Raw genomic sequence first — 19,734 nt, 5'->3', positions numbered from 1 at the left:
CATGAGCAATGCACAACGCAGCTTCCACGTCGCCATCGTCGGCGCCACCGGCGCGGTCGGCGAGACCATGCTGGCCATCCTGGCCGAGCGCGATTTCCCGGTCGGCACCCTGAGCCTGCTCGCTTCCGAGCGCTCGGCCGGCGGCGAAGTCGAATACAACGGCAACAAGGTCAGGATCCAGGACCTGGCCACTTTCGACCCGAGTGGCGTGGACATCGCCCTGTTCTCGGCCGGCGGCAGCGTGTCCAAGGAATACGCCCCGAAGTTCGCTGCCGCTGGCGCGGTGGTGATCGACAACTCCTCGGCCTTCCGTTACGACGATGACGTGCCGCTGGTGGTGTCGGAGGTCAATCCGGACCAGGTCGCCAACCGTCCGCGCGGCATCATCGCCAACCCGAACTGCTCGACCATGCAGATGCTGGTCGCGCTGGCACCGCTGCACCGCAAGTACGGCATCGAGCGCATCAACGTGTCCACCTACCAGTCGGTATCCGGTGGTGGCCGTTCGGCACTGGAAGAACTGGGCAAGCAGACCGGCCAGCTGCTGAGCTTCCAGGAAATCGATCCGCAGCGTTTCCCGGTGCAGATCGCCTTCAACCTGATCCCGCACATCGACGACTTCCTGGACAACGGCTTCACCAAGGAAGAGATGAAGCTGGTCTGGGAGACCCGCAAGATCCTGGGCGACGACAGCATCCTCGTGAACCCGACCGCGGTGCGCGTGCCGGTGTTCTATGGCCACTCCGAATCGGTGGCGATCGAAACCCGTGACAAGGTGACCGTCGCCGAAGCGCGCGCGCTGCTGGAACAGTCGCCGGGCATCGAGGTGGTGGATCGTCACGAGGCCGGTGGCTACCCGACGCCGGTCACTCATGCCTCGGGCACCGACGCGGTGTACGTCGGCCGCATCCGCGAGGACCTGTCGCATCCGCGCGGCCTGAACCTGTGGATCGTGTCGGACAACGTGCGCAAGGGCGCAGCCCTCAACGCGGTGCAGCTGGCCGAGCTGGTCGCCGCCGAGAAGCGCTGATCCCCGCTGTTGCCTGACCGGTAGTGCCGGCCGCTGGCCGGCACTAGCGCAGTCCGCCTCCCCGGTGGGTGCGGACCGTGGTCCGCACGCTTTATAGTGTCGCCCATGAATAAACGAGCCAAGGGCGCACGGCGTCCGCTCACCTGTCTTTCCGCCGCGCTGCTGGCCCTGGTCAGCAGTTCGGCCATGGCCCTGGGCCTGGGCGACATCCGGGTCCTGTCCAAGCCGGGACAGCCGTTGCTGGCCGAGATCCCGGTGATCTCGGCCGATCCGTCCGAACTTGAGAACCTGCGCGTCGCGCTCGCTTCGCCGGTCACCTTCGAGCGCGTTGGCCTGCAGCGCCCGGCGGGTCTGGTCAGCGAACTGCAGTTCGAGCTGACCCGCAATGCGCAGGGCAGGGCGGTGGTGCGGGTGACCTCGCAGACGCCAGTGGAAACACCCTCGTTGAGCTTCCTGGTCGAGGCCGATTGGGGCCAGGGTCGGCTGGTGCGTGAGTACTCGGCGCTGGTCGATGCACCGGCCAGTGCACTGGCCGTGGCCGAACCGGAAATCGTCGCGCCGGCCGGCGTGCTGTCGGACACCATCGTCCGTGATGCGCCTGCCGCCGCTGCAACCGCACCCGAGTCGGCACCGGTCACGCCGGCCGCCGCACCTGCTGCACCGCGTCCACGGGCTGCGTCACCTGCGCAAGCACCTGCACCTGCACCAGCGCTCGCTGCAGACGGCAGTGTGACCGTGCAGCGCGGACAGACGCTTTCGCAGATCGCCGGCTCGCTGGCCCGTGGCAATCAGATCAGTCGCGACCGGGCGATGATCGCGCTGTTGCGTGCCAACCCCGAAGCCTTCATCCGTGGCAACGTCAACCTGCTCAAGCAGGGCGCGGTGCTGCGCATGCCGGGCGATACCGCACTGGCCGCGGTGGATGCGGCCGAGGCCGCCGCGCTGGTCCGCGAGCATGCCGCACAGTGGCGGCAGGCACGCACCGTGCCACAGCCGGCTGGCGCCGCGATGCCGGTGGCCAAGGCCGATGGCGCTGCTTCTTCCCCGGCTGCGGCCACCGGGGCACGACTTGAAATCGCTCCGGCGCTGGCATCCGACGCCGCGCACGCGGGCACAACCACCGGCACCAGTGCCGGCAGCGAGGGTGACATGCTGGGCAACGAACAACTGCGCCAGGCCAAGGAGGACATCGCCACTCGCGATGCCGAAATCGGCGATCTGAAGCAGCGCGTGGCGGAGCTGGAGAAGCTCAAGGAGCAGCAGCAGTCACTGATCGCGATGAAGGACAACGACCTGGCCGCCGCGCAGCAGCGTTTGGCCCAGGCGCCCGGTGCGCCCGGCGCTGGCACGCCGTGGTACTGGCTGGGCCTGCCGCTGCTCGTGCTGGTTGCCCTGGGCGCCTGGCTGCTGCGTCGTCGCAAGCCCTCGCCGCTGCCGCCGCTGCGCGAGGAACACGATGCCGCCGGCCTGGCAGCAGCGCTGCCGGCAGGTGCCGCGCTGGATACCCTGACCGAACAGGACGCCGGGGTGAACTTCGCCGCCGATGGCGGACGCCAGGAACCGGCGATGCCGGCCTGGGCTGCCACTGCCGACCATGACGTGCCAGCTGCGGACATCCATGAGGATGCCTCGCCGGCCGAGTGGCGGGCGGGTGAGCTTGATGAAGACGAACGGGTTGAACTGCCTGCTGCGGTGAACGATCTGCCGCACTGGGACGATCCTGCCGGCGCTGCCGCGGTGGCGCCCATCGAGCCAGCCGAGGTGGCCGTGCCCGAATACGCGCTGCAGGCCGAACAGGAGCCGCAGTTCCGCGGTGTGTTCGATCTGCCGGCCGAACCGCATGAGCATGAGACGGCTGCACCGGTCGACCTGCACGACGACCGTGCTGCCGCCGAGGACGCCGTCGGGTCTGCTGCAGACAATAGCCATGACTGGGAACCGCGTATCGGCCAGGAGCGGCTGGAACTGGCCATCGCCTATCTGGACCTGGGCGACGCGCAGACCGCGCGCACCCTGCTGCAGGAGGTTGCCGAAGGGGGTGACCTGCATTGCCAGGCGCAGGCCCGCGAACTGCTGGCCCGCCTGCCCTGACATCCCTTCGACAAGGACCTGCGATGACCCGCGAACGCCGTCTCGACTACGTTGAATTCGCCTCGAGCGACCCGGCTGCGAGCCGCGCGTTCTTCGAGGTCGTGTTCGGCTGGTCGTTTGTCGATTACGGCAGCGACTACACCGCTTTCGATGATGGCCGCCTGCAGGGAGGCTTCTTCCGTGGCCAACCGCAACGTGCCAGCGAAGGCGCGCCACTGCAGGTGCTGTATGCCGACCAGCTGGCGCCGATGGAAGCGGCGGTGCGCGCGGCCGGTGGTCAGATCGTGCGGACCGTGTTCTCTTTCCCTGGCGGCAGCCGTTTCCAGTTCGTCGAGCCCGGTGGCAACGAACTGGCGGTCTGGTCCGAGCGCGACCCGGCCTGAGCGCCGCCCCACCCGCAATATCGAGGTAGCACATGCGTTACGCGCTCGGCGTCGAGTACGACGGCAGCGATTTCAGGGGATGGCAGAACCTGGGCGAGGGCGGACCCAGCGTCCAGGCCAGCCTGGAACAGGCCCTGTCATCGGTGGCCGATACCCCGCTGCAGGTGGTCTGCGCCGGCCGCACCGATGCCGGCGTGCACGGCCAGTGCCAGGTCGTGCACTTTGACACCGACGTGGTGCGTGATCCGCGCGCGTGGATGCTCGGCACCACCACCCGCCTGCCGCGTTCGATCGCCGTGCGCTGGTGCGTGCCGGTGGCCGACGATTTTCATGCCCGTTTCTCCGCCCGCGCACGACGTTATCGCTACCGCCTGCTCAATCGCGAAGTGCGCCCGGCGCTGGGCCGGCAGACCCTGAGCTGGGAGCGGCGCCCGCTCGATGCCGAGCGCATGCACCTGGCCGGGCAGGCCCTGCTGGGCGAGAACGATTTCAGCGCCTTCCGCTCGGTCCAGTGCCAGGCCCTGCATGCCCGGCGAGAGCTGCAGTCGCTGCAGGTCAGCCGCCACGACGACGTCATCGAGGTGGCGGTGCGCGGCAATGCATTCCTTCATCACATGGTCCGCAATATCGTCGGTTCGTTGATACTGGTCGGCAGTGGCGAGCAGCCGGTGGAGTGGATCGCCGAACTGCTGGCCGGGCGCGACCGCACCGTGGCCGGTCCCACCGCTCCTCCGCAGGGACTGGTGTTCCTGGGGCCGCTGTACCCCGACAACTGGCATCTGCCCGCCGAGGTAACGCTATGAGCCGCTCCTACTACCGTACCCGCATCAAGTTCTGTGGCATGACCCGTGCCGGCGACGTGCGCCTGGCCGGCGAGCTGGGCGTGGATGCGGTGGGCTTCATCTTCGCCCGCGAGAGCAGCCGCCGGGTCGCGCCTGCCGAAGCGCGCGCGATGCGCCAGGCGATCGCACCGATGGTCGACGTGGTGGCGCTGTTCCGCAACAACAGCAGGGAAGAAGTGCGCGAGGTGCTGCGTACCGTGCGGCCGACCCTGCTGCAGTTCCATGGCGAGGAAGACGAGAGCTTCTGCCGCAGCTTCAACATGCCTTACCTGAAGGCGATCGCCATGGGCGGGCGCGAGGAGATCAATGCGCGCACCCTGCAGCTGCGCTACCCCAGCGCCGCCGGCTTCCTGTTCGACAGCCATGCGCCGGGCGGCGGCGGCGGTACCGGCGTGGCCTTCGACTGGTCGCGTATCCCCACCGGCCTGCACCGGCCGTTCCTGCTGGCCGGAGGCCTGACGCCGGAGAACGTGCATGACGCCGTGCTGGCGACCCTGCCGTGGGGCGTGGATGTCTCCAGTGGCATCGAACTGGAGCCGGGCATCAAGGACGGCTACAAGATGCGCACGTTCGTGGAAGAAGTCCGGCGCTCCGATTGCGCCGTGCTGGATTGAGACATGGTCACTTCCGAGGTGTCCGGTCTTCACATTTGAGCCTGCACACCCTCTTCACATAGGATGATCCCAAGCGTGCTGGCCATGAGGGCCGGCACGAGGATCGACGGAGCCGCTGGTGGCGTGCTCCGAACGGGCGCCTGGCGCCCCCGCCCAGGAAGGCAAGCGATGCAGGAATTCCTAACCGTCGTACTCGGTTATCCGACCCTCCCGTACAGCGTCGCGCTGGCGGTGGCTGTTCTGTATTGGGGGATTGCCGCCTTTGGCCTGGTCGATGACGGTTTCGGCGAGGCCGGTGCCGATGGCGCCCTTGAAGGCGATGCCCATCTCAGTGGCCTGTCAGCGCTGCTGGCGCGCTGGGGCCTGGGCGGCGTGCCGCTCATGGTGGTGGTGACGCTGCTGAGCCTGTTCGCCTGGACCCTCACCTACTTCATCCATCTGTACCTGCTGCTGCCGTTGCCCGACCTGCTGCGCTGGTCATTGGGCACCGTCGTGGCGGTGCTTGCACCCCTGCCGGCCGTGCCGGTCACCGCGCTGCTGCTGCGTCCCATCCGCCGCTTCCTGCTGCGCCTGCGCCCTGTGCCGCAGGCCTCGCTGCTGGGCCGGGTCGGCGTGGTCGCTTCGCCGAAGGTCGACGCACGCAGTGGCCATGCCACCGTCGATGACGGCGGTGCCGGCCTGGTCCTGCAGATCCGCAGCGACATCGAACTGCAGCGCGGCGAGCGCATCGTGCTGGTCGAGCACGTGGCTGCACAACACCATTACCGGGTGGTCCGCGCCGACGCGGTCGCCCTCGACTTCCAGGACAACCTGCTTCCGGGCAACAAGGAGAAACATCAATGACGTTGGCATCCGTGCTCCCCTTCCTGATCATCGTGGGCGGCGTCCTCGCCCTCCTGCTCGGCGTGGCGGGTCTGTTCAAGGCGTTCTACCGCAAGGTCGACCAGGGCGTGGCCCTGATCGTCAACGACATGAGTTCCACCCCGAAAGTGCATTTCACCGGTGCGCTGATCATTCCCGTGCTGTACCGCGCCGAGCTGATGCGGATCAGCCTGATCACCCTGCAGATCGACCGTCGCGGCAAGGAAGGCCTGATCTGCCGCGACAACATGCGCGCCGACATCGCCGTGGCGTTCTACCTGCGCGTCAACGAGACCCAGGCCGACGTACTGCGCGTGGCCAAGGCGATCGGCGCCGACCGCGCGTCGGACAAGCATGCCGTCGATGAGCTGTTCAACGCCAAGTTCTCCGAAGCACTGAAGACGGTCGGCAAGAAGTTCGATTTCACCGAGCTGTTCGAGAAGCGCCAGGAATTCCGCGACGAGATCATCGCGGTGATCGGCAACGACCTCAATGGGTATGTGCTGGAAGACGTGGCCATCGACTACCTGGAGCAGACCCCGAAGTCGCTGCTGGACCAGTTCAACATCCTCGATGCGCAGGGCATCCGCAAGATCACCGAGCTGACCGCTGCGCAGAACGTGGTGACCAACGAGCTGGAGCAGAACGAGAAGCTGGCCATCACCAAGAAGAACGTCGAAGCCCGCGAAGCACTGCTGGCCCTTGAACGGCAGCAGGCCGAAGCCGAGGCACGGCAGAAGCGCGAGATCGAGACCATCCGTGCGCGCGAGGAAGCCGAGACCGCCAAGGTGCAGGAAGAGCAGCGCCAGCTGTCCGAGAATGCCCGCATCGAAGCGCAGCAGGTGATCGACATCCGCGAGCAGAACCGCATGCGCGAAGTTGAAGTGGCCGAGCAGAACCGCCAGCGCGCCGTGGCCATCGAAGCCGAGCGCGTCGAGCGCGCACGCCAGCTGGAGCAGGTCACCACCGACCGCGAAGTGCAGCTGCAGGGCGTGGAGCGCGACAAGGTGGTCGAGCAGGGCAAGATGGACGTGGCCAACATCACCCGCGAACGCATCTCCATCGACAAGACCGTGGCGCAGGAAGAAGAGCGCATCAAGGAAGTGCGCGAAGTCTCCGAGGCCGACCGCCAGAAGCAGGTGTTGATCCTGGAAGCCGAGGCGAAGGCGCAGGAATCGCTGGTGCGCGAAGTGAAGGAAGCCCAGGCCCGCGAGACCGCCTCCAAGCATCGCGCGGTGGAGCTGACCACGCTGGCGCAGGCCGAGCACGAAGCCGCCGGCAAGCAGGCCGAGGCCAAGCGCCTGCTGGCCGACGCCTTCCGCGCCGAGCAGGCCGCACCCGGCCTGGCCGAAGCGCAGGTACGCGAAGCGTCGGCGCTGGCCATCGAGAAGGTCGGCATCGCCGAGGCGCGCGTGATCGAAGCCAAGGCCGAAGCGAACCTGAAGCAGGGCAGCAACGAGGCGCGCGTGCTGGCCGAGACGCTGCAGGCACAGGCGCAGGGCGAGGAGAAGATGGGCCTGGCCCGCGCCACCGCCACCGAATCGCTGGGCAACGCCGAAGCCGGCGTGGTGCAGAAGAAGCTGTTGGCCGAGGCCGAGGGCCTGGTCCGCAAGTTCGAGGCCATCGCCTCGCTGAGCGACCAGGCGCGCGGCCATGAAGAATTCCGCATGATGCTGGACAACAGCCTGAAGCAGGCGCTGGCCTCGATCGAAGCCGGCAAGGAAGTCTCGCGCGAGAACGCCGGCGTCATCGCCAGCGCGCTGCGCAACGCCGACATCGACCTGGTTGGCGGCGACGGCGGCATGTTCGAGAACCTGATCAAGGCGGTTTCGCTGGGCAAGTCGATCGAAGGCTTCGCCGGCAAGAGTCCGATCGTGCAGGACCTGATGCAGCGCTACCTGGGCGTCAACGTGGCCGACAATGCACCGCGGCAGATCGCCGAGGACGCAGAGACCGTGCCCGTCGCGGCGACCGTTGTGGTCGACAGCGCGCGCTGATCCACCCGGCGATGGCCATCGCCATCGCCCACCCGTGCCGGCCGCATCGACGGCCGGCCGTCCGTGAGCCGGAAACCTGCTGATGTCCGAAACCAAACCGTCCACCGAGTCCGTCGCACCAGAGGCTGCCGGCGATACCGTCGACCAGGCCGTAGCCCAGGGCGGCGCCTATGAAGTCCTGCGGCGCCGTCTCGGCGAACAGGGCCAGCGCCTGCAGGCCGTTGCCGAGCAGCTGAACCGCCAGCGCCTGGCCGAGTTCGGCGACAGCCGCCTGGAGGTGGTCGGCCGTTTCCGTATCCGCAGCGAGAACAACTGTGTCGGCCGCGACATCGTCCAGGTCGGCCCGGATCGCCTGCTGTTCGGCTACAACGTGTTCATCGGGCTCAAGACCCAGACCCGCATCGAAGATGTGTTCGGTCTGTACCGGCTGGTACAGGGCGCTGATGGCTACGACGTCGCTGCCCTTGAACTGAAGGGCAGTTTCCTCGACCAGCCCGGCTTCGTGCATGACTTCAACGAGCTGTACGCGTACTACAAGCATGCGCGCCTGCTGCAGCTGATCGTGGTGGGCGACAAGCTGCTTGCCTCGTTCCAGATCGGCGAGCGCAGCAGCGACGTGCGCGTGTTCCGCTGGGCGTTGTCACGCGAAGGTGAACTGACCTATCTCGATGCGCGCGGCGAGCGTGACATCGCCTTGCCGCCACCCTTCGATTTCGAATGGACCCGCGCCACGCGCGACCTTGCCGTCAACGGCCGCCATTCGCATCTGAACATCCTCGATACCCTGTTCGTGGAAACCACCGGTGGCGATCTCACCATCAAGGTGGAGAACAACACCGAAACCGGGCAGGGCATCTACAGCGAACCGGTGGAGGACAGCACGCAGTCGCTGGACGACGCCCAGTTCGAGTTCGCCCGGGTCGGCTCGCTGGTGCTGCTGAAAGTGCTGCCCTACCGCGAAACCGAATGGCGCGGACTGATCTACAACACGCTTACCGGCGACATCGTGCGCAACGATGCCATCGTCCAGGCCTGCGTGCAGCTGCCCGAAGACCACGGCATCATCTTCCCCGGCGGCTATTACCTGCAGGGTGGCGAGCACAAGGCGTTCGACGCCTCGATGGATGGCATGCAGTTCAAGCGCAGCATCCGTTCGCCCAACGGCGAGGACGTGCTGTACATCTTCTACGAGCGCGAAGGCGGGCGTTCGGCGCTGTTCGTCTACAACACCATCCAGCGCGTGCTGCAGAACCCCGTGTTCGGCCACGGCTATGCCTTCATGCAGGACGGGCGCATGGTGCTGTTCCATGCCGAAGGCACCGAGCCGACCCGCATCCATCCGATGCAGGTCTGGCAGACGCCTTTCAGCAGCGATGAGTTCGCCGCCAGCCGTCCGCCCGGCAATACCTTCATGGGGCGCATCGGCAACGCCGAGCTGGTTCGCGGCATCTCCAACCTGTTCAACCTGGCGCGCGAGATCGACGGCCAGGATGTATCGGTGCAGCGCTACCAGCGCCTGGTAGCCGACACCCGGCGGCTTTTCGATGCGCATCATTGGCTGGGTGACGAGGCCTGCGATGGCGCCGAGGCCCTGCTGCGGCAGATCAGTGCCACCGGCGAATCGGTGCTGGACGAATACGAAAAGGTGCAGTCGATCCGCCAGCAGTCGGCCCAGGCAATGGCCGAGGCCGAGGCCACGCACAAGGCGCTGCTGGGCCGGCTGCAGCCGGAAAACTGGAACGAGGTGCAGGCCTTCGTCGAAGCGCTCAACGCGATCACCGCACTGCGCGGTCGACTGCTGACCATCCGCGAACTGCGCTACATCGATACCGCGCGCATCGAGGCGATGGCCGCCGAGCTGGTGCAGGCGCACGACCGTGTCGGCGCCGCCACCGGTGCCTTCCTTGCCGGCGATGCAGCACTGGCCCCCTTGACCGCCCGCATGCAGGCGCTGGACGAAGCCGCACAGCAGGCCGCCAGTGCACGCCAGCTGGATGAGCAGCTGGACGGCCTGCGCGGCATGGCCGGCGATCTGGACATGCTGTCCGAGCTGATGGCCGGGCTGAAGGTCGACGATGCGACCGCGCGCACCCGCGTCGTCGAATCCATCTCGCTGCTGTACGGGCGCCTGAACCAGGCACGCGCACGCGCCGAACAGCGCCGCAAGTCGCTGGGTTCGGCCGAAGCCGTGGCCCAGTTCGCCGCCCAGTTCGCCCTGTTCTCGCAGTCGATCACCAGCGCGCTGGCGATGGCCAGCGACCCTGAGCGGGCCGACGAACAGTTGTCGCGCCTGCTGGTGCAGCTGGAAGAACTGGAAAGCCAGTTCGGCGAGCACGAGCAGTTCCTCGGCGACATCCTGAGCAAGCGCGAAGAGCTGGTCGAAGCCTTCGATACGCACAAGCAGGCCCTGCTGGACGATCGCCAGCGCAAGGCGCGCTCGGTGCTCGATGCCGCCAACCGCATCCTTGATGGCCTCGGAAAGCGTACCGAGCGGTTCGGCACGGCCGACGAGCTCAACGCTTTCTTCGCCGGCGATCCGCTGATCCTCAAGCTGCGTGAACTGGCCGAGCGCCTGCGTGCGCTGCGCGACAACGTCAAGGCAGACGATGTCGAGGCGCGCCTGAAGGGCGTGCGCGACCAGGCCGTGCGCCAGCTGCGCGACCGCAGCGACCTGTACGAGGCCGGCGGCAACGTGGTCCGCCTTGGTCCGCGCCATCGATTCAGCGTGAACACCCAGGCGCTGGACCTGACCCTGCTGCCACGGGGTGAAACCCTCGCCATCCACCTCACAGGCACCGATTTCCTGGAGACCCTGCACGATCCCGAGCTTGATGCGCTCAAGCCGTTCTGGCCGGTGACCCTGGATTCGGAATCGGCAGCGATCTACCGTGGCGAATACCTGGCCGGGTGCCTGTTGCTGGCTGCGGAGGAGGGCCGCGATGGCCTGGACCTGGCCCAGCTGCAGCACGATGCAGCCGAACCGGAAGCGCTGGGCCAGCGGGTCCGCGCCTTTGCCGCGCCCCGTTACCGCGAGGGCTACGAGCGCGGTATCCATGACCATGACGCCGCCCTGATCCTGCGCGCGCTGTTGCCGCTGCAGCAGGCCGCCGGACCGCTGCGGCATTCGCCCCATGTGCGTGCGTTGGCACTGCTGTTCTGGGCCGCGCGGCAACGCGATGAAGCCGTGGCGCAGTGGCCCGGCCGGCAGGCCGGTGCGGAGGCCATCGCGCGCCTGTTCGGTTCCGATGAGGGGCGCCAGGCCCTGCGTGCGGAAATGGCCAAGGCGCTGCATGACCATGCACTCGCGCATGCACTGCCGTTCGATGCCGCCGCCGCCGATGCAGCAGCGGCATACCTGGGCGAAGAACTGGTGGCCGGCGAGCCGGTGTTCAGCACCAGCCGGCACGCGCAGGCATTGCTGGACGCGCTGTCGCAGCAACTGGAGCAGGCGGGCCAGCGTGATGCGCTTGAACGTGCGCTGCAGCGCTCGCAGGATCCGCTGGCCATGCGCTGGGCATTGGCCGGGCAATGGCTGCGGGCGCTCGCCGGGCTGCCGGCACAGTCGGCGCATGCCGGCTATGTCGAAGAAGCAGCGGCATTGCTGCTGGTGCAGCGACAGCTGCGCACCCGTGCCAGCGATGCACCGCTGCAGGCGGAGGTCAGCGGCCTGCTGGGTGAACACGCCCGCATCCACAACGGCAGCCTGACCGTGTCGCTGGACGATTTCCTGGCACGCCTGCAGCATCACCTGCAGGCGTTCGTACCGGCCTTCCATGCCTATCAGGCGGTGCGCCAGGGCATCATCGGTCGCGAACGCGAAACCCTGCGGCTGTCGGAGTTCAAGGCCCGGCCGTTGTCGTCCTTCGTGCGCAACAAGCTGATCAACGACGTATATCTCGGCGTGATCGGCGACAACCTGGCCAAGCAGATGGGTACCGTTGGCGAGAACAAGCGCAGCGACCTGATGGGCCTGCTGATGATGATCTCGCCGCCCGGCTACGGCAAAACCACGTTGATGGAGTACGTGGCACATCGCCTCGGCCTGGTCTTCATGAAGATCAACGGCCCGGCGCTGGGCCACGAAGTGCGGTCGCTGGATCCGCAGCAGGCACCGGACGCCACCTCGCGGCAGGAGCTGGAAAAGCTCAACCTGGCGCTGGAGATGGGCAACAACACCATGCTGTATGTCGATGACATCCAGCACACGCACCCCGAGTTCCTGCAGAAGTTCATCTCGCTGTGCGATGGCACGCGCCGCATCGAAGGCGTATGGCGCGGCCGTACGCGCACCTACGACATGCGTGGCAAGAAGTTCTGCGTGGTCATGGCCGGCAACCCGTACACCGAATCCGGCGAAGTGTTCAAGATTCCGGACATGCTGGCCAACCGTGCCGACATCTACAACCTGGGCGATGTGCTCGGTGGCATGGAAGCAGCCTTCACGCTCAGCTACATCGAGAACAGCCTGACCTCCAACCCGGTATTGGCGCCGCTGGCCACGCGCGAGATGGCCGACCTGTACCTGCTGGTCGACCGCGCGATGGGCAAGGATGTGTCCACCAACGGCTTGAGCCACGCCTACAGCGGCGCCGAGATCAACGAGATCACCGCCACCGTGCAGCGCATGCTGCAGGTCCGCGATGTGGTCTACAAGGTCAACCAGCAGTACATCGCCAGCGCTGCCCAGGATGACCGCTATCGCACCGAGCCGCCCTTCCGCCTGCAGGGCAGCTACCGCAACATGAACAAGCTGGCGGAGAAGATTTCGCCGGTGATGAATGACGACGAGCTGCAGCAGCTGATCTCCGACCACTACCTGGGCGAAGCGCAGCTGCTGACCACCGGTGCCGAAGAGAATCTGCTGAAGCTGGCCGAGCTGCGTGGCGTGCTCGATGAAGAACGCGCGCAACGCTGGGCGCAGATCAAGCGTGATTTCCTGCGCAACAAGGCAATGGGTGCCGGTGACAGTGATGTCGGTGGCCGCGTGGTCGCGCAGCTGGCCGACATCGCCAGTGCGTTGCAGCTGCCACCGCCACCGCCGGCAGAGGTGGCCGTCGCACCGGAGCCTGCGCCATGGCCCGCCCTGCTGGCAGCGCTGCAGCGCCTGGCCGATGCACGTCCGGCCAGCGCGCCGGCTGCCGCCGTACCGCAGGCCGCAGCCACGCCATTGGCCGAAGACCTGCAGGCTGGTCTGGCACCGCTGCTGCAGCTGCTGGTTGCCTCGCAGGAACAGCAGGTGCAGTTGTCGCAGACGTTGGCGGCGTTTGCCGGGTGGGCCCGGCAGCAGGTAACGGCCGATGTGGCCACGACCGACACGCGTCGTCGCCCGCGGGTGCGTCGTGCAGCGACTCCGGAAGAACGTGCGCTGGACGAAGCGCTGATGCGCCACTTCTACGGTGAATCATTGCCGCCGGAAACGGTGGCTGATGACGGCCCACGGCCGCCGCCACTGCCGTGACCTGCGTGCGCTCCCTGCCCGAACCCACGCTTCCGGCGCGCGCCGATGTGGCCACGCTGGCAGCGTACGGCAGCCACTTGCTGCAGGTATTGGCCGAGCCTGCACCGTTGCAGGCCGGCGCGGAAGGCGAGGGACTGGTGGCTGCGCTGGCGCGGATCGCATTGGCGTTGCAGGCCAGCGATCCGGCGCGCCTGCGCCGGCAGGAGAGCTGGTGGGGGCGCCTGCTCGGCCGTGACGTTGAACGCCAGGCACAGGCGCAGGGGCTGCAGGCGCAGCTGGGCGTGCTGGCGCTGCAGGCGCGCGAGCAGGCGCAGGGTCTCGCGCAGCGTGTGCAGCAGCGTGCCCGGGCCATCATCGACAACGATGCCGCTGCCGCCGCGTTGGAGGCCTGGGCCACGTTCGGCGCCGCGCAGCTGGCGACACTACAGGGAGCTGCGCAGGTCGCGCTGGCCCCACGCGTGGACCATCTGCAGCGGCTTGCCACGCTGCGACGCATCGAAAGCGGGCAGTGGCGGCTGCTGCAGGAGCAGGACGAAGCCCTGCTGCAGCGCTTCGTCCGCATCCACGATGTCCTGCTGCCGGCCTGGCGCCAGGCCGCATTGGCGCGCCAGGCACTGGCGCAGGCTGCACAGGCCGAGCAGGCAGCCACGCTGCAGGCCCAGATCGACGACGAAGTAGCCGCTGCTCAGGCTAGACTGCCCTGAGCCGGCCGCCGCTGCCGCTTATCCACCGCAAGGACACTGCCCGATGACCCAGGACAGCCAGAACTCCGGCACGCTCGTGCCCGCCACCACGCCCGCCCCTGAACTTGATGACAGCACGTTGAAGGCCCTCGGCCTGGTCCGCGACGACCTGCCGCGCATCGCCGAAATCGGCCGCGAGCTGGAAGACCTGCGTCCGGGCAACCTGCAGGTGTTCGGCCGTGAAGCCGCCGCACGCACAACGGCCTTCTCCAGCCAGCTGCTGGACCAGGTGCGCAACCGTGACCTCGACGCCAATGGCGAGAAGCTCGGCGAAGTGGTGCGCATCGCGCGCGAGCTCAAGCTGGATGGTTTTTCCCAGCGCTCGAAGGTGCCGTTGATCGGTGGCCTCATCGATCGCCTGCGTTCTTCCAAGGGCGAGCTGGTGCAGAAGTTCAGCGATACCAATTCGCAGATCGAACAGCTGCTCGGCGACGTGGGTGCGCAACAGGCGCTGATGGGCAAGCGGGTAAGCGATTTCGACCGCATGCATGACATCGTCCGCGAGGAGCGTCATGCGCTGGGCCTGTATGCCGCCGCCGGCAAGCAGCGCCTGGCCCAGCTGCAGTCCGAGCAGTTGCTGGGGCAGGGCAGCGATGACCCGCAGCAGCGCATCCGCCAGAGCGAGATCGACAATGCGATCCGCCTGATCGAGAAGCGCGTCTCCGACCTGCAGCTGATGCAGCACGCGGCTGACCAGTCGCTGCCGATGATCCGCCTGATCCAGGCCAATGCGCTGCAGCTGATCGAGAAGTTCAACACCGTCCGCGACATCACCATCCCCTCGTGGAAGCGTCAGTTCGCGATCCAGTTGTCGCTGGGCGAACAGAAGAACGCTGCCGAACTGGCCAATGCCATCGACGATGCGACCAATGAGCTGATGCGACGCAATGCCGACCTGATGCGCCAGGCGTCGGTGGACATCGCACGCAGCAACCAGCGCGGCGTGATCGACGTGGCCACGCTGCGCCACGTCCACGATCAGCTGATCGCTACCGTCGAGGAAGTGCGCAGCATCCATCGCGAGGGCATGCAGCAGCGGCAGCAGGCCGAAGTCGAGCTGTCGCGCCTGCGCGAGGACCTGCAGCAGCGCCTGGCGGCGCCGACGGCGTCGTAACGGTCACCCCACATCCACCAGGCATCTGGCCGGACACAATGCACCCAACCTGCCACGGCTGGGTGCCAGCCGTGCGCGTTCCATCATCGCGCGCCGTCTGCGGTGCGACATGCCGTCAATGAGGTTGCAAATGGATATGCCCCTTCTCCGTTCGCGCATGGCCCGCATCGCCGCTGTTCCAGGTTTGCTGCTCGCTCTGGCTGCGTGCGCCGCCGGAGAATCGTCGAGCCCGGCCACTTCGTCGCCAACCATTGCAACGGCGCCCGCCACTGCTTCGACGGCCGCACCCGTGTCTGCATCAGCATCGGCCGACAGCGGGTTGGCCGCGTTGATCCAGGCCAGCGGGGTGAAATGCAGCGACGCCAGCAAGGGCGCTGGCTGCACGGCGGGTGACGTCGACAGCGGTGATTTCTACGACGTCGAGCTTTCCCCGGCCTGTGGCGAACAGGGCTTCTTCGCCGGCGTTGCCGAGGACAAGGGCGTGGACACCCTGGACGCAGTGCCGAGCACCGGCAGCAGGGTTTCGACGACCGCAAGGCTGTCGAAAGGGCAGCTGGTCTGCGTACAGGGCATCGGTCGTGCCGGACAGAATCCACTCTTCTATTACGTGGTCGCCATTCCCGCCGCAACGGTCGACAAGTGCAAAGGCAGCGCGTTGTGTGAGACCTATGGTGACAGGCCCATCAGCGGCATGAAGGAAATGGGAAGCGAAGCCTGCCACGTGGCAGGGCCGGGACACTACGCTGGCAACTGCGCGCAGGGCTGGGTCAGTGCTGACGTGCTCGACCTGTTTTCTGACGGGATGTAATCGACGTCAAGCGAGGTTGCCTGCCCTGGCGGCCACTTTGTGGCGGCGATCTTCACTTCAGCTGGGCTACCGCCCAATCGGCCAACGCGTCCACGCGCGCATCGACAGGGCCGTCCGGCCGCGCCAGCACCCAGAACCCGCCGGTCGCGGCAAATCCCCACGGTGCCACCAGCCGCCCGGCTGCCAGATCCTCGGCCACCAGTGGCTCCGGCGCGATCGCCGGGCCCAGCCCCGCTACCGCTGCTTCCAGCAGGTAGTACAGGTGTTCGAAGCCGGTGCCGAGCTGCAGCTGGGCCGGGTCCAGCCCGTGCGACTGCGCCCATGCAGGCCACGCCTGCGGGCGCGAACTGGTGTGCAGCAGCGTTTCCCGCAGCAAGGCCGACGGGGGGACATGGCGCAACCGCTGCGCCGCCGGGTGCGAGGGCGCCACCACCACACCCACCCGTTCCGGTGCCAGCTCGCGCACCTGCCAGCCGCGCGGCCATGGTCCCTGTGCCAGCAGCAGCACCGCATCCAGCGTGGCCTGCGCCTCGGTGAAACTGCCATCCAGGGCCGACCACTGCAGGCGCACGCCGGGCAGGGCAGCCTGCAGTGCCGGCAGCCGCGGAATCATCCAGCGCGCCAGCACGCTGCCGCTGCAGCCCAGCACCAGGGCCGGCTCCGCGCTTGGCCGCCGCAGTTCGCGCACGCAGTCTTCAATGCCGCCGAACGCCTCGCTGCAGGCCTGTTGAAGGCGGGTGCCGGCGGCGGTCAGGCGCAGTCCGCGGCCGGCGCGCTGGAACAGGGCCAGGCCCAGATGGTCTTCCAGCAGCTTCAGTTGCCGGCTGATCGCGCCATGGGTCACATGCAGCGCCTGGGCCGCGCGGCCAACGCCGCCCAGACGTGCGGTGGCCTCGAACGCCCGCAGGGCATTCAAGGGCGGCAGCGGTGACGTGCTCATGTGAGATTTCCTGACGGGATAGGCCAGATAATATCCATTTTCCGGACACAATCCGTGCGCTAGAGTATCCACCTGTCTGAACGACCGGTCGTCTCCATGCCTGACTCTCCCATCGCCGATTTCCATGCCTTCCCTGACGCCCAGGGCCACTTCGGCCGTTACGGTGGCAGCTTCGTCGCTGAAACCCTGGTCGGCCCGCTGCAGGAACTGGCCCAGGCCTATGACCAGGCCCGCCAGGATCCGGCGTTCCAGCTGGCCTATGACCGCGACCTGGCCCATTACGTTGGCCGGCCGAGCCCGATCTACCATGCTGAACGATTGAGTGACCACGTCGGTGGCGCCCAGATCCTGCTCAAGCGCGAGGACCTGAACCACACCGGCGCGCACAAGATCAACAACACCATCGGCCAGGCGCTGCTGGCGGCGCGGATGGGCAAGAAGCGCATCATCGCCGAGACCGGCGCCGGCCAGCATGGCGTGGCCAGTGCCACCGTCGCGGCGCGGCTGGGCCTGGAGTGCGTGGTGTACATGGGCGCCACCGACATCGAGCGGCAGAAGATCAACGTCTACCGCATGAAACTGCTCGGGGCGACGGTGGTGCCGGTGACCTCCGGCTCGGCCACCCTGAAGGACGCCCTCAACGAAGCGATGCGCGACTGGGTCACCAACGTGCAGGACACCTTCTACATCATCGGCACGGTAGCGGGTCCAGACCCGTACCCGCGCATGGTGCGCGACTTCAACGCCATCGTCGGCCGCGAGGCACGCGAGCAGATGCTGGCCGAGTACGGTCGCCTGCCTGATGCGATCACCGCCTGCGTCGGCGGCGGCAGCAATGCGATCGGCCTGTTCCATGCCTTCCTCAACGACCGCCAGGTCGAGATCGTCGGCGCTGAAGCGGCCGGTGATGGCATCCACACCGGCCGCCACGCAGCTTCCATCGCCGCCGGCCGCCCGGGCGTGCTGCACGGCAACCGCACCTATGTGCTGTGCGACGACGATGGCCAGATCATCGAGACCCATTCGGTGTCGGCCGGCCTGGATTACCCGGGTGTAGGCCCCGAGCATGCGTTCCTGGCCGACAGCGGCCGTGCGCGCTACGTCGGCATCACCGACGAAGAGGCGCTGCAGGCCTTCCATCTGCTGGCCCACACCGAAGGCATCCTGCCGGCGCTGGAGTCCAGCCATGCGCTTGCGCAGGCGATGAAGCTCGCGCGCGGGCGTCCGCGCGACCAGATCGTGCTGTGCAACCTGTCAGGACGTGGCGACAAGGACGTGCATACCATCGCGGCGCGCGAAGGGCTGGTGCTGTGAGCGCACTGATGCGCAGCACGGGCGTGCTGCTGGTGCTGGGCCTGGCCGCGTGCCAACCGCCGGAGCCGCCGGTGCTGGCGCCGGCGGCCAAGGCTGCTGCGCAACCGGCGCAGCCGATGGCGGCCAACGATGACGTCGACCCGATTGCGAGCACGCCCATCGATGATCCACCGGCCTCGGCTGTGGTCTCCAGCGATGACGCGCCCGCCGTGGCGTCGGTGGCGCTGGATCATGCCGGCGAGGTGCTGATTGGTCAGCACATGAGCGACCTGAAGGCCTTCGGGCCGTGGAAGGCAATGGGCGCGGTCGAAGCCATCGGCGGCAGCTGCGCGTACTACGACGGGAAGGGGCTGCCGCCCGGCGTGTCGATGATGACCGACGAAGACCGCGTGGTCCGTTTCGATCTTGGTCCGGGCGAGGACGCCAAGGCGCCGGTCGACCAGCCGGGTCCGTTCGGACTGCGCATCGGCATGACGCGGACGCAGGCGGTGGCGCAGTTCCCCGGTGCGCCGGTCTCCAGCCCGCATGCCTACGACGGCGATCAGGGCGAGTACCTGACCTGGCAGGATCCGGGTTCCGACCTGGGCATCCGCCTGGAAGTGTTTGAAGGGAAGGTCATCCTGATGTACTGGGGGACCAGCGAAGCGATTGAACTGATTGAAGGATGTGCCTGAGATGCCTGTTTCCCGACTCGATGACTGTTTCCAGCGCCTGCGCCAGCAGCAGCGCAAGGCCCTGATCCCCTTCATCACCGCCGGTGATCCCTCGCTGGAAGCCACGGTGCCGGTGATGCACGCGCTGGTCCAGGCCGGTGCCGATGTGATCGAACTGGGCGTGCCGTTCTCCGATCCGATGGCCGACGGCCCGACCATCCAGCGCAGCTCCGAGCGAGCGCTGGCGCGCGGTGCCGGCAACCGTTACGTGCTGCAGGCGGTGGCGCAGTTCCGGCAACAGGACACGCAGACGCCGGTGGTGCTGATGGGCTATCTCAACCCGGTGGAGATCCAAGGTTACGTGGCGTTCGCCGAAGCGGCGGTGGCGGCTGGCGTGGACGGCGTGCTGCTGGTCGACCTGCCGCCGGAAGAGGCCGGCGAAGCCCAGCAGGCCTTCGACGCTGCAGGCCTTGCGCTGGTTCTGCTGGCATCGCCGACCACCAGCGAGGCACGCGCCGACAAGCTGCTGGCGCTGGCCCGTGGTTATCTGTACTACGTCAGCTTTGCCGGGGTCACCGGCGCCTCCGAACGATTGGACAGCGACGCGGCCAGCGCACGCCTGCAGGCGCTGCGGGCCAGGGCCAGCGTGCCGGTGGTGGCCGGCTTCGGCATCAAGGACGCAGCCAGTGCGGCGGCCATGGCGCGCCAGGCCGACGGCGTGGTGGTCGGCAGCGCACTGGTGGCGGTGCTGGCCGAAGCGACCTCGACCGAGGATGCGGCGCAGCGCGCCGCAGCGTTCCTGGCTCCGCTGCGGCAGGCGTTGGATCAGTAATGGTAGCGCCGGGCCATGCCCGGCGGTGGGGCGCGGAAGAATATCCGCCGGGCA

The 19,734-nt window shown here is 67.5% G+C and carries 15 protein-coding genes; 14 read left to right on the top strand and 1 reads right to left on the bottom strand.

The window, feature by feature from the left end:
• Position 1: 1 nt before the first annotated feature.
• The 11 genes from CR918_RS12890 (at position 2) to CR918_RS12840 (ending at position 15,941) form a co-directional block, all read left to right on the top strand.
• Positions 2-1,030, top strand: coding sequence for an aspartate-semialdehyde dehydrogenase (locus CR918_RS12890; RefSeq protein WP_025876149.1), 1,029 nt, complete (start codon positions 2-4; stop codon positions 1,028-1,030).
• Positions 1,031-1,135: 105 nt separating this feature from the next.
• The gene (locus tag CR918_RS12885) at positions 1,136-3,121 is read left to right on the top strand and encodes a FimV/HubP family polar landmark protein (RefSeq protein WP_099843198.1); all 1,986 of its coding nucleotides are present in this window, start codon (positions 1,136-1,138) and stop codon (positions 3,119-3,121) included.
• Positions 3,122-3,144: 23 nt separating this feature from the next.
• Complete coding sequence (locus tag CR918_RS12880) at positions 3,145-3,504, top strand: VOC family protein (RefSeq protein ID WP_099843196.1); 360 nt, start codon at positions 3,145-3,147, stop codon at positions 3,502-3,504.
• 32 nt (positions 3,505-3,536) lie between these two features.
• Positions 3,537-4,307: a tRNA pseudouridine(38-40) synthase TruA gene (gene truA, locus CR918_RS12875; protein WP_025876154.1), complete on the top strand. Its 771-nt coding sequence runs from the start codon at positions 3,537-3,539 to the stop codon at positions 4,305-4,307.
• A complete protein-coding gene (locus tag CR918_RS12870) occupies positions 4,304-4,960 on the top strand; it encodes a phosphoribosylanthranilate isomerase (RefSeq protein WP_025876155.1) in 657 nt (218 codons plus the stop codon). The genes truA and CR918_RS12870 overlap by 4 nt, the downstream gene beginning before the upstream one ends.
• A 168-nt stretch (positions 4,961-5,128) precedes the next feature.
• Positions 5,129-5,803, top strand: coding sequence for a DUF1449 family protein (locus CR918_RS12865; protein ID WP_032975011.1), 675 nt, complete (start codon positions 5,129-5,131; stop codon positions 5,801-5,803).
• On the top strand, positions 5,800-7,818 hold the full coding sequence (locus CR918_RS12860; protein WP_025876158.1) for a flotillin family protein: 2,019 nt from the start codon (positions 5,800-5,802) through the stop codon (positions 7,816-7,818). The genes CR918_RS12865 and CR918_RS12860 overlap by 4 nt, the downstream gene beginning before the upstream one ends.
• 82 nt (positions 7,819-7,900) lie before the next feature.
• Positions 7,901-13,276: a DNA repair ATPase gene (locus tag CR918_RS12855; protein WP_099843194.1), complete on the top strand. Its 5,376-nt coding sequence runs from the start codon at positions 7,901-7,903 to the stop codon at positions 13,274-13,276.
• Positions 13,277-13,281: 5 nt separating this feature from the next.
• The gene (locus tag CR918_RS12850) at positions 13,282-13,980 is read left to right on the top strand and encodes a hypothetical protein (RefSeq protein ID WP_223486167.1); all 699 of its coding nucleotides are present in this window, start codon (positions 13,282-13,284) and stop codon (positions 13,978-13,980) included.
• A gap of 43 nt (positions 13,981-14,023) precedes the next feature.
• Positions 14,024-15,133: a toxic anion resistance protein gene (locus CR918_RS12845; protein WP_099843190.1), complete on the top strand. Its 1,110-nt coding sequence runs from the start codon at positions 14,024-14,026 to the stop codon at positions 15,131-15,133.
• A 157-nt stretch (positions 15,134-15,290) separates the two neighbouring features.
• Positions 15,291-15,941 carry a hypothetical protein gene (locus CR918_RS12840; RefSeq protein WP_238379109.1) on the top strand — a complete coding sequence of 217 codons (651 nt, stop codon included), beginning with the start codon at positions 15,291-15,293 and terminating at the stop codon, positions 15,939-15,941.
• Positions 15,942-15,993: 52 nt separating this feature from the next.
• On the opposite strand, the gene CR918_RS12835 is transcribed toward CR918_RS12840, so the two are convergent.
• Positions 15,994-16,881 carry a LysR family transcriptional regulator gene (locus CR918_RS12835; protein WP_099843186.1) on the bottom strand — a complete coding sequence of 296 codons (888 nt, stop codon included), beginning with the start codon at positions 16,879-16,881 and terminating at the stop codon, positions 15,994-15,996.
• Between the two features lie 96 nt (positions 16,882-16,977).
• Here CR918_RS12835 and trpB point away from each other — a divergent pair, with 96 nt between their 5' ends.
• From trpB to trpA, 3 genes are read left to right on the top strand one after another with little or no spacing between them, the layout of a single operon-like run.
• Positions 16,978-18,195, top strand: coding sequence for a tryptophan synthase subunit beta (trpB, locus tag CR918_RS12830; RefSeq protein WP_032975005.1), 1,218 nt, complete (start codon positions 16,978-16,980; stop codon positions 18,193-18,195).
• Positions 18,192-18,869 (top strand): hypothetical protein, encoded by a 678-nt coding sequence (locus CR918_RS12825; protein WP_099843184.1) that lies wholly within the window; start codon positions 18,192-18,194, stop codon positions 18,867-18,869. Before trpB ends, CR918_RS12825 begins: the two co-directional genes overlap by 4 nt.
• Position 18,870: 1 nt before the next feature.
• Entirely contained in the window at positions 18,871-19,680 is an 810-nt protein-coding gene (gene trpA / locus CR918_RS12820; protein ID WP_099843182.1) for a tryptophan synthase subunit alpha, read from the top strand.
• The last annotated feature ends 54 nt before the right edge of the window (positions 19,681-19,734 follow it).

The sequence above is a fragment of the Stenotrophomonas indicatrix genome (assembly GCF_002750975.1).
GTDB lineage: Bacteria > Pseudomonadota > Gammaproteobacteria > Xanthomonadales > Xanthomonadaceae > Stenotrophomonas > Stenotrophomonas indicatrix.
Note: the sequence above shows the minus strand (reverse complement) of the source record. Positions and strands in the feature narration are given on the sequence as shown.

What these genes read in the sequence shown, in the direction of transcription:
- trpB (WP_032975005.1), top strand. Translation starts at nt 16,978, where the DNA reads ATGCCTGACTCTCCCATCGCCGATTTCCATGCCTTCCCTGACGCCCAG.
- CR918_RS12840 (WP_238379109.1), top strand. Translation starts at nt 15,291, where the DNA reads ATGGCCCGCATCGCCGCTGTTCCAGGTTTGCTGCTCGCTCTGGCTGCG.
- CR918_RS12835 (WP_099843186.1), bottom strand. Translation starts at nt 16,881, where the DNA reads ATGAGCACGTCACCGCTGCCGCCCTTGAATGCCCTGCGGGCGTTCGAG.
- CR918_RS12855 (WP_099843194.1), top strand. Translation starts at nt 7,901, where the DNA reads ATGTCCGAAACCAAACCGTCCACCGAGTCCGTCGCACCAGAGGCTGCC.
- CR918_RS12865 (WP_032975011.1), top strand. Translation starts at nt 5,129, where the DNA reads ATGCAGGAATTCCTAACCGTCGTACTCGGTTATCCGACCCTCCCGTAC.
- trpA (WP_099843182.1), top strand. Translation starts at nt 18,871, where the DNA reads ATGCCTGTTTCCCGACTCGATGACTGTTTCCAGCGCCTGCGCCAGCAG.
- CR918_RS12860 (WP_025876158.1), top strand. Translation starts at nt 5,800, where the DNA reads ATGACGTTGGCATCCGTGCTCCCCTTCCTGATCATCGTGGGCGGCGTC.
- CR918_RS12880 (WP_099843196.1), top strand. Translation starts at nt 3,145, where the DNA reads ATGACCCGCGAACGCCGTCTCGACTACGTTGAATTCGCCTCGAGCGAC.
- CR918_RS12890 (WP_025876149.1), top strand. Translation starts at nt 2, where the DNA reads ATGAGCAATGCACAACGCAGCTTCCACGTCGCCATCGTCGGCGCCACC.
- CR918_RS12885 (WP_099843198.1), top strand. Translation starts at nt 1,136, where the DNA reads ATGAATAAACGAGCCAAGGGCGCACGGCGTCCGCTCACCTGTCTTTCC.
- truA (WP_025876154.1), top strand. Translation starts at nt 3,537, where the DNA reads ATGCGTTACGCGCTCGGCGTCGAGTACGACGGCAGCGATTTCAGGGGA.
- CR918_RS12845 (WP_099843190.1), top strand. Translation starts at nt 14,024, where the DNA reads ATGACCCAGGACAGCCAGAACTCCGGCACGCTCGTGCCCGCCACCACG.
- CR918_RS12870 (WP_025876155.1), top strand. Translation starts at nt 4,304, where the DNA reads ATGAGCCGCTCCTACTACCGTACCCGCATCAAGTTCTGTGGCATGACC.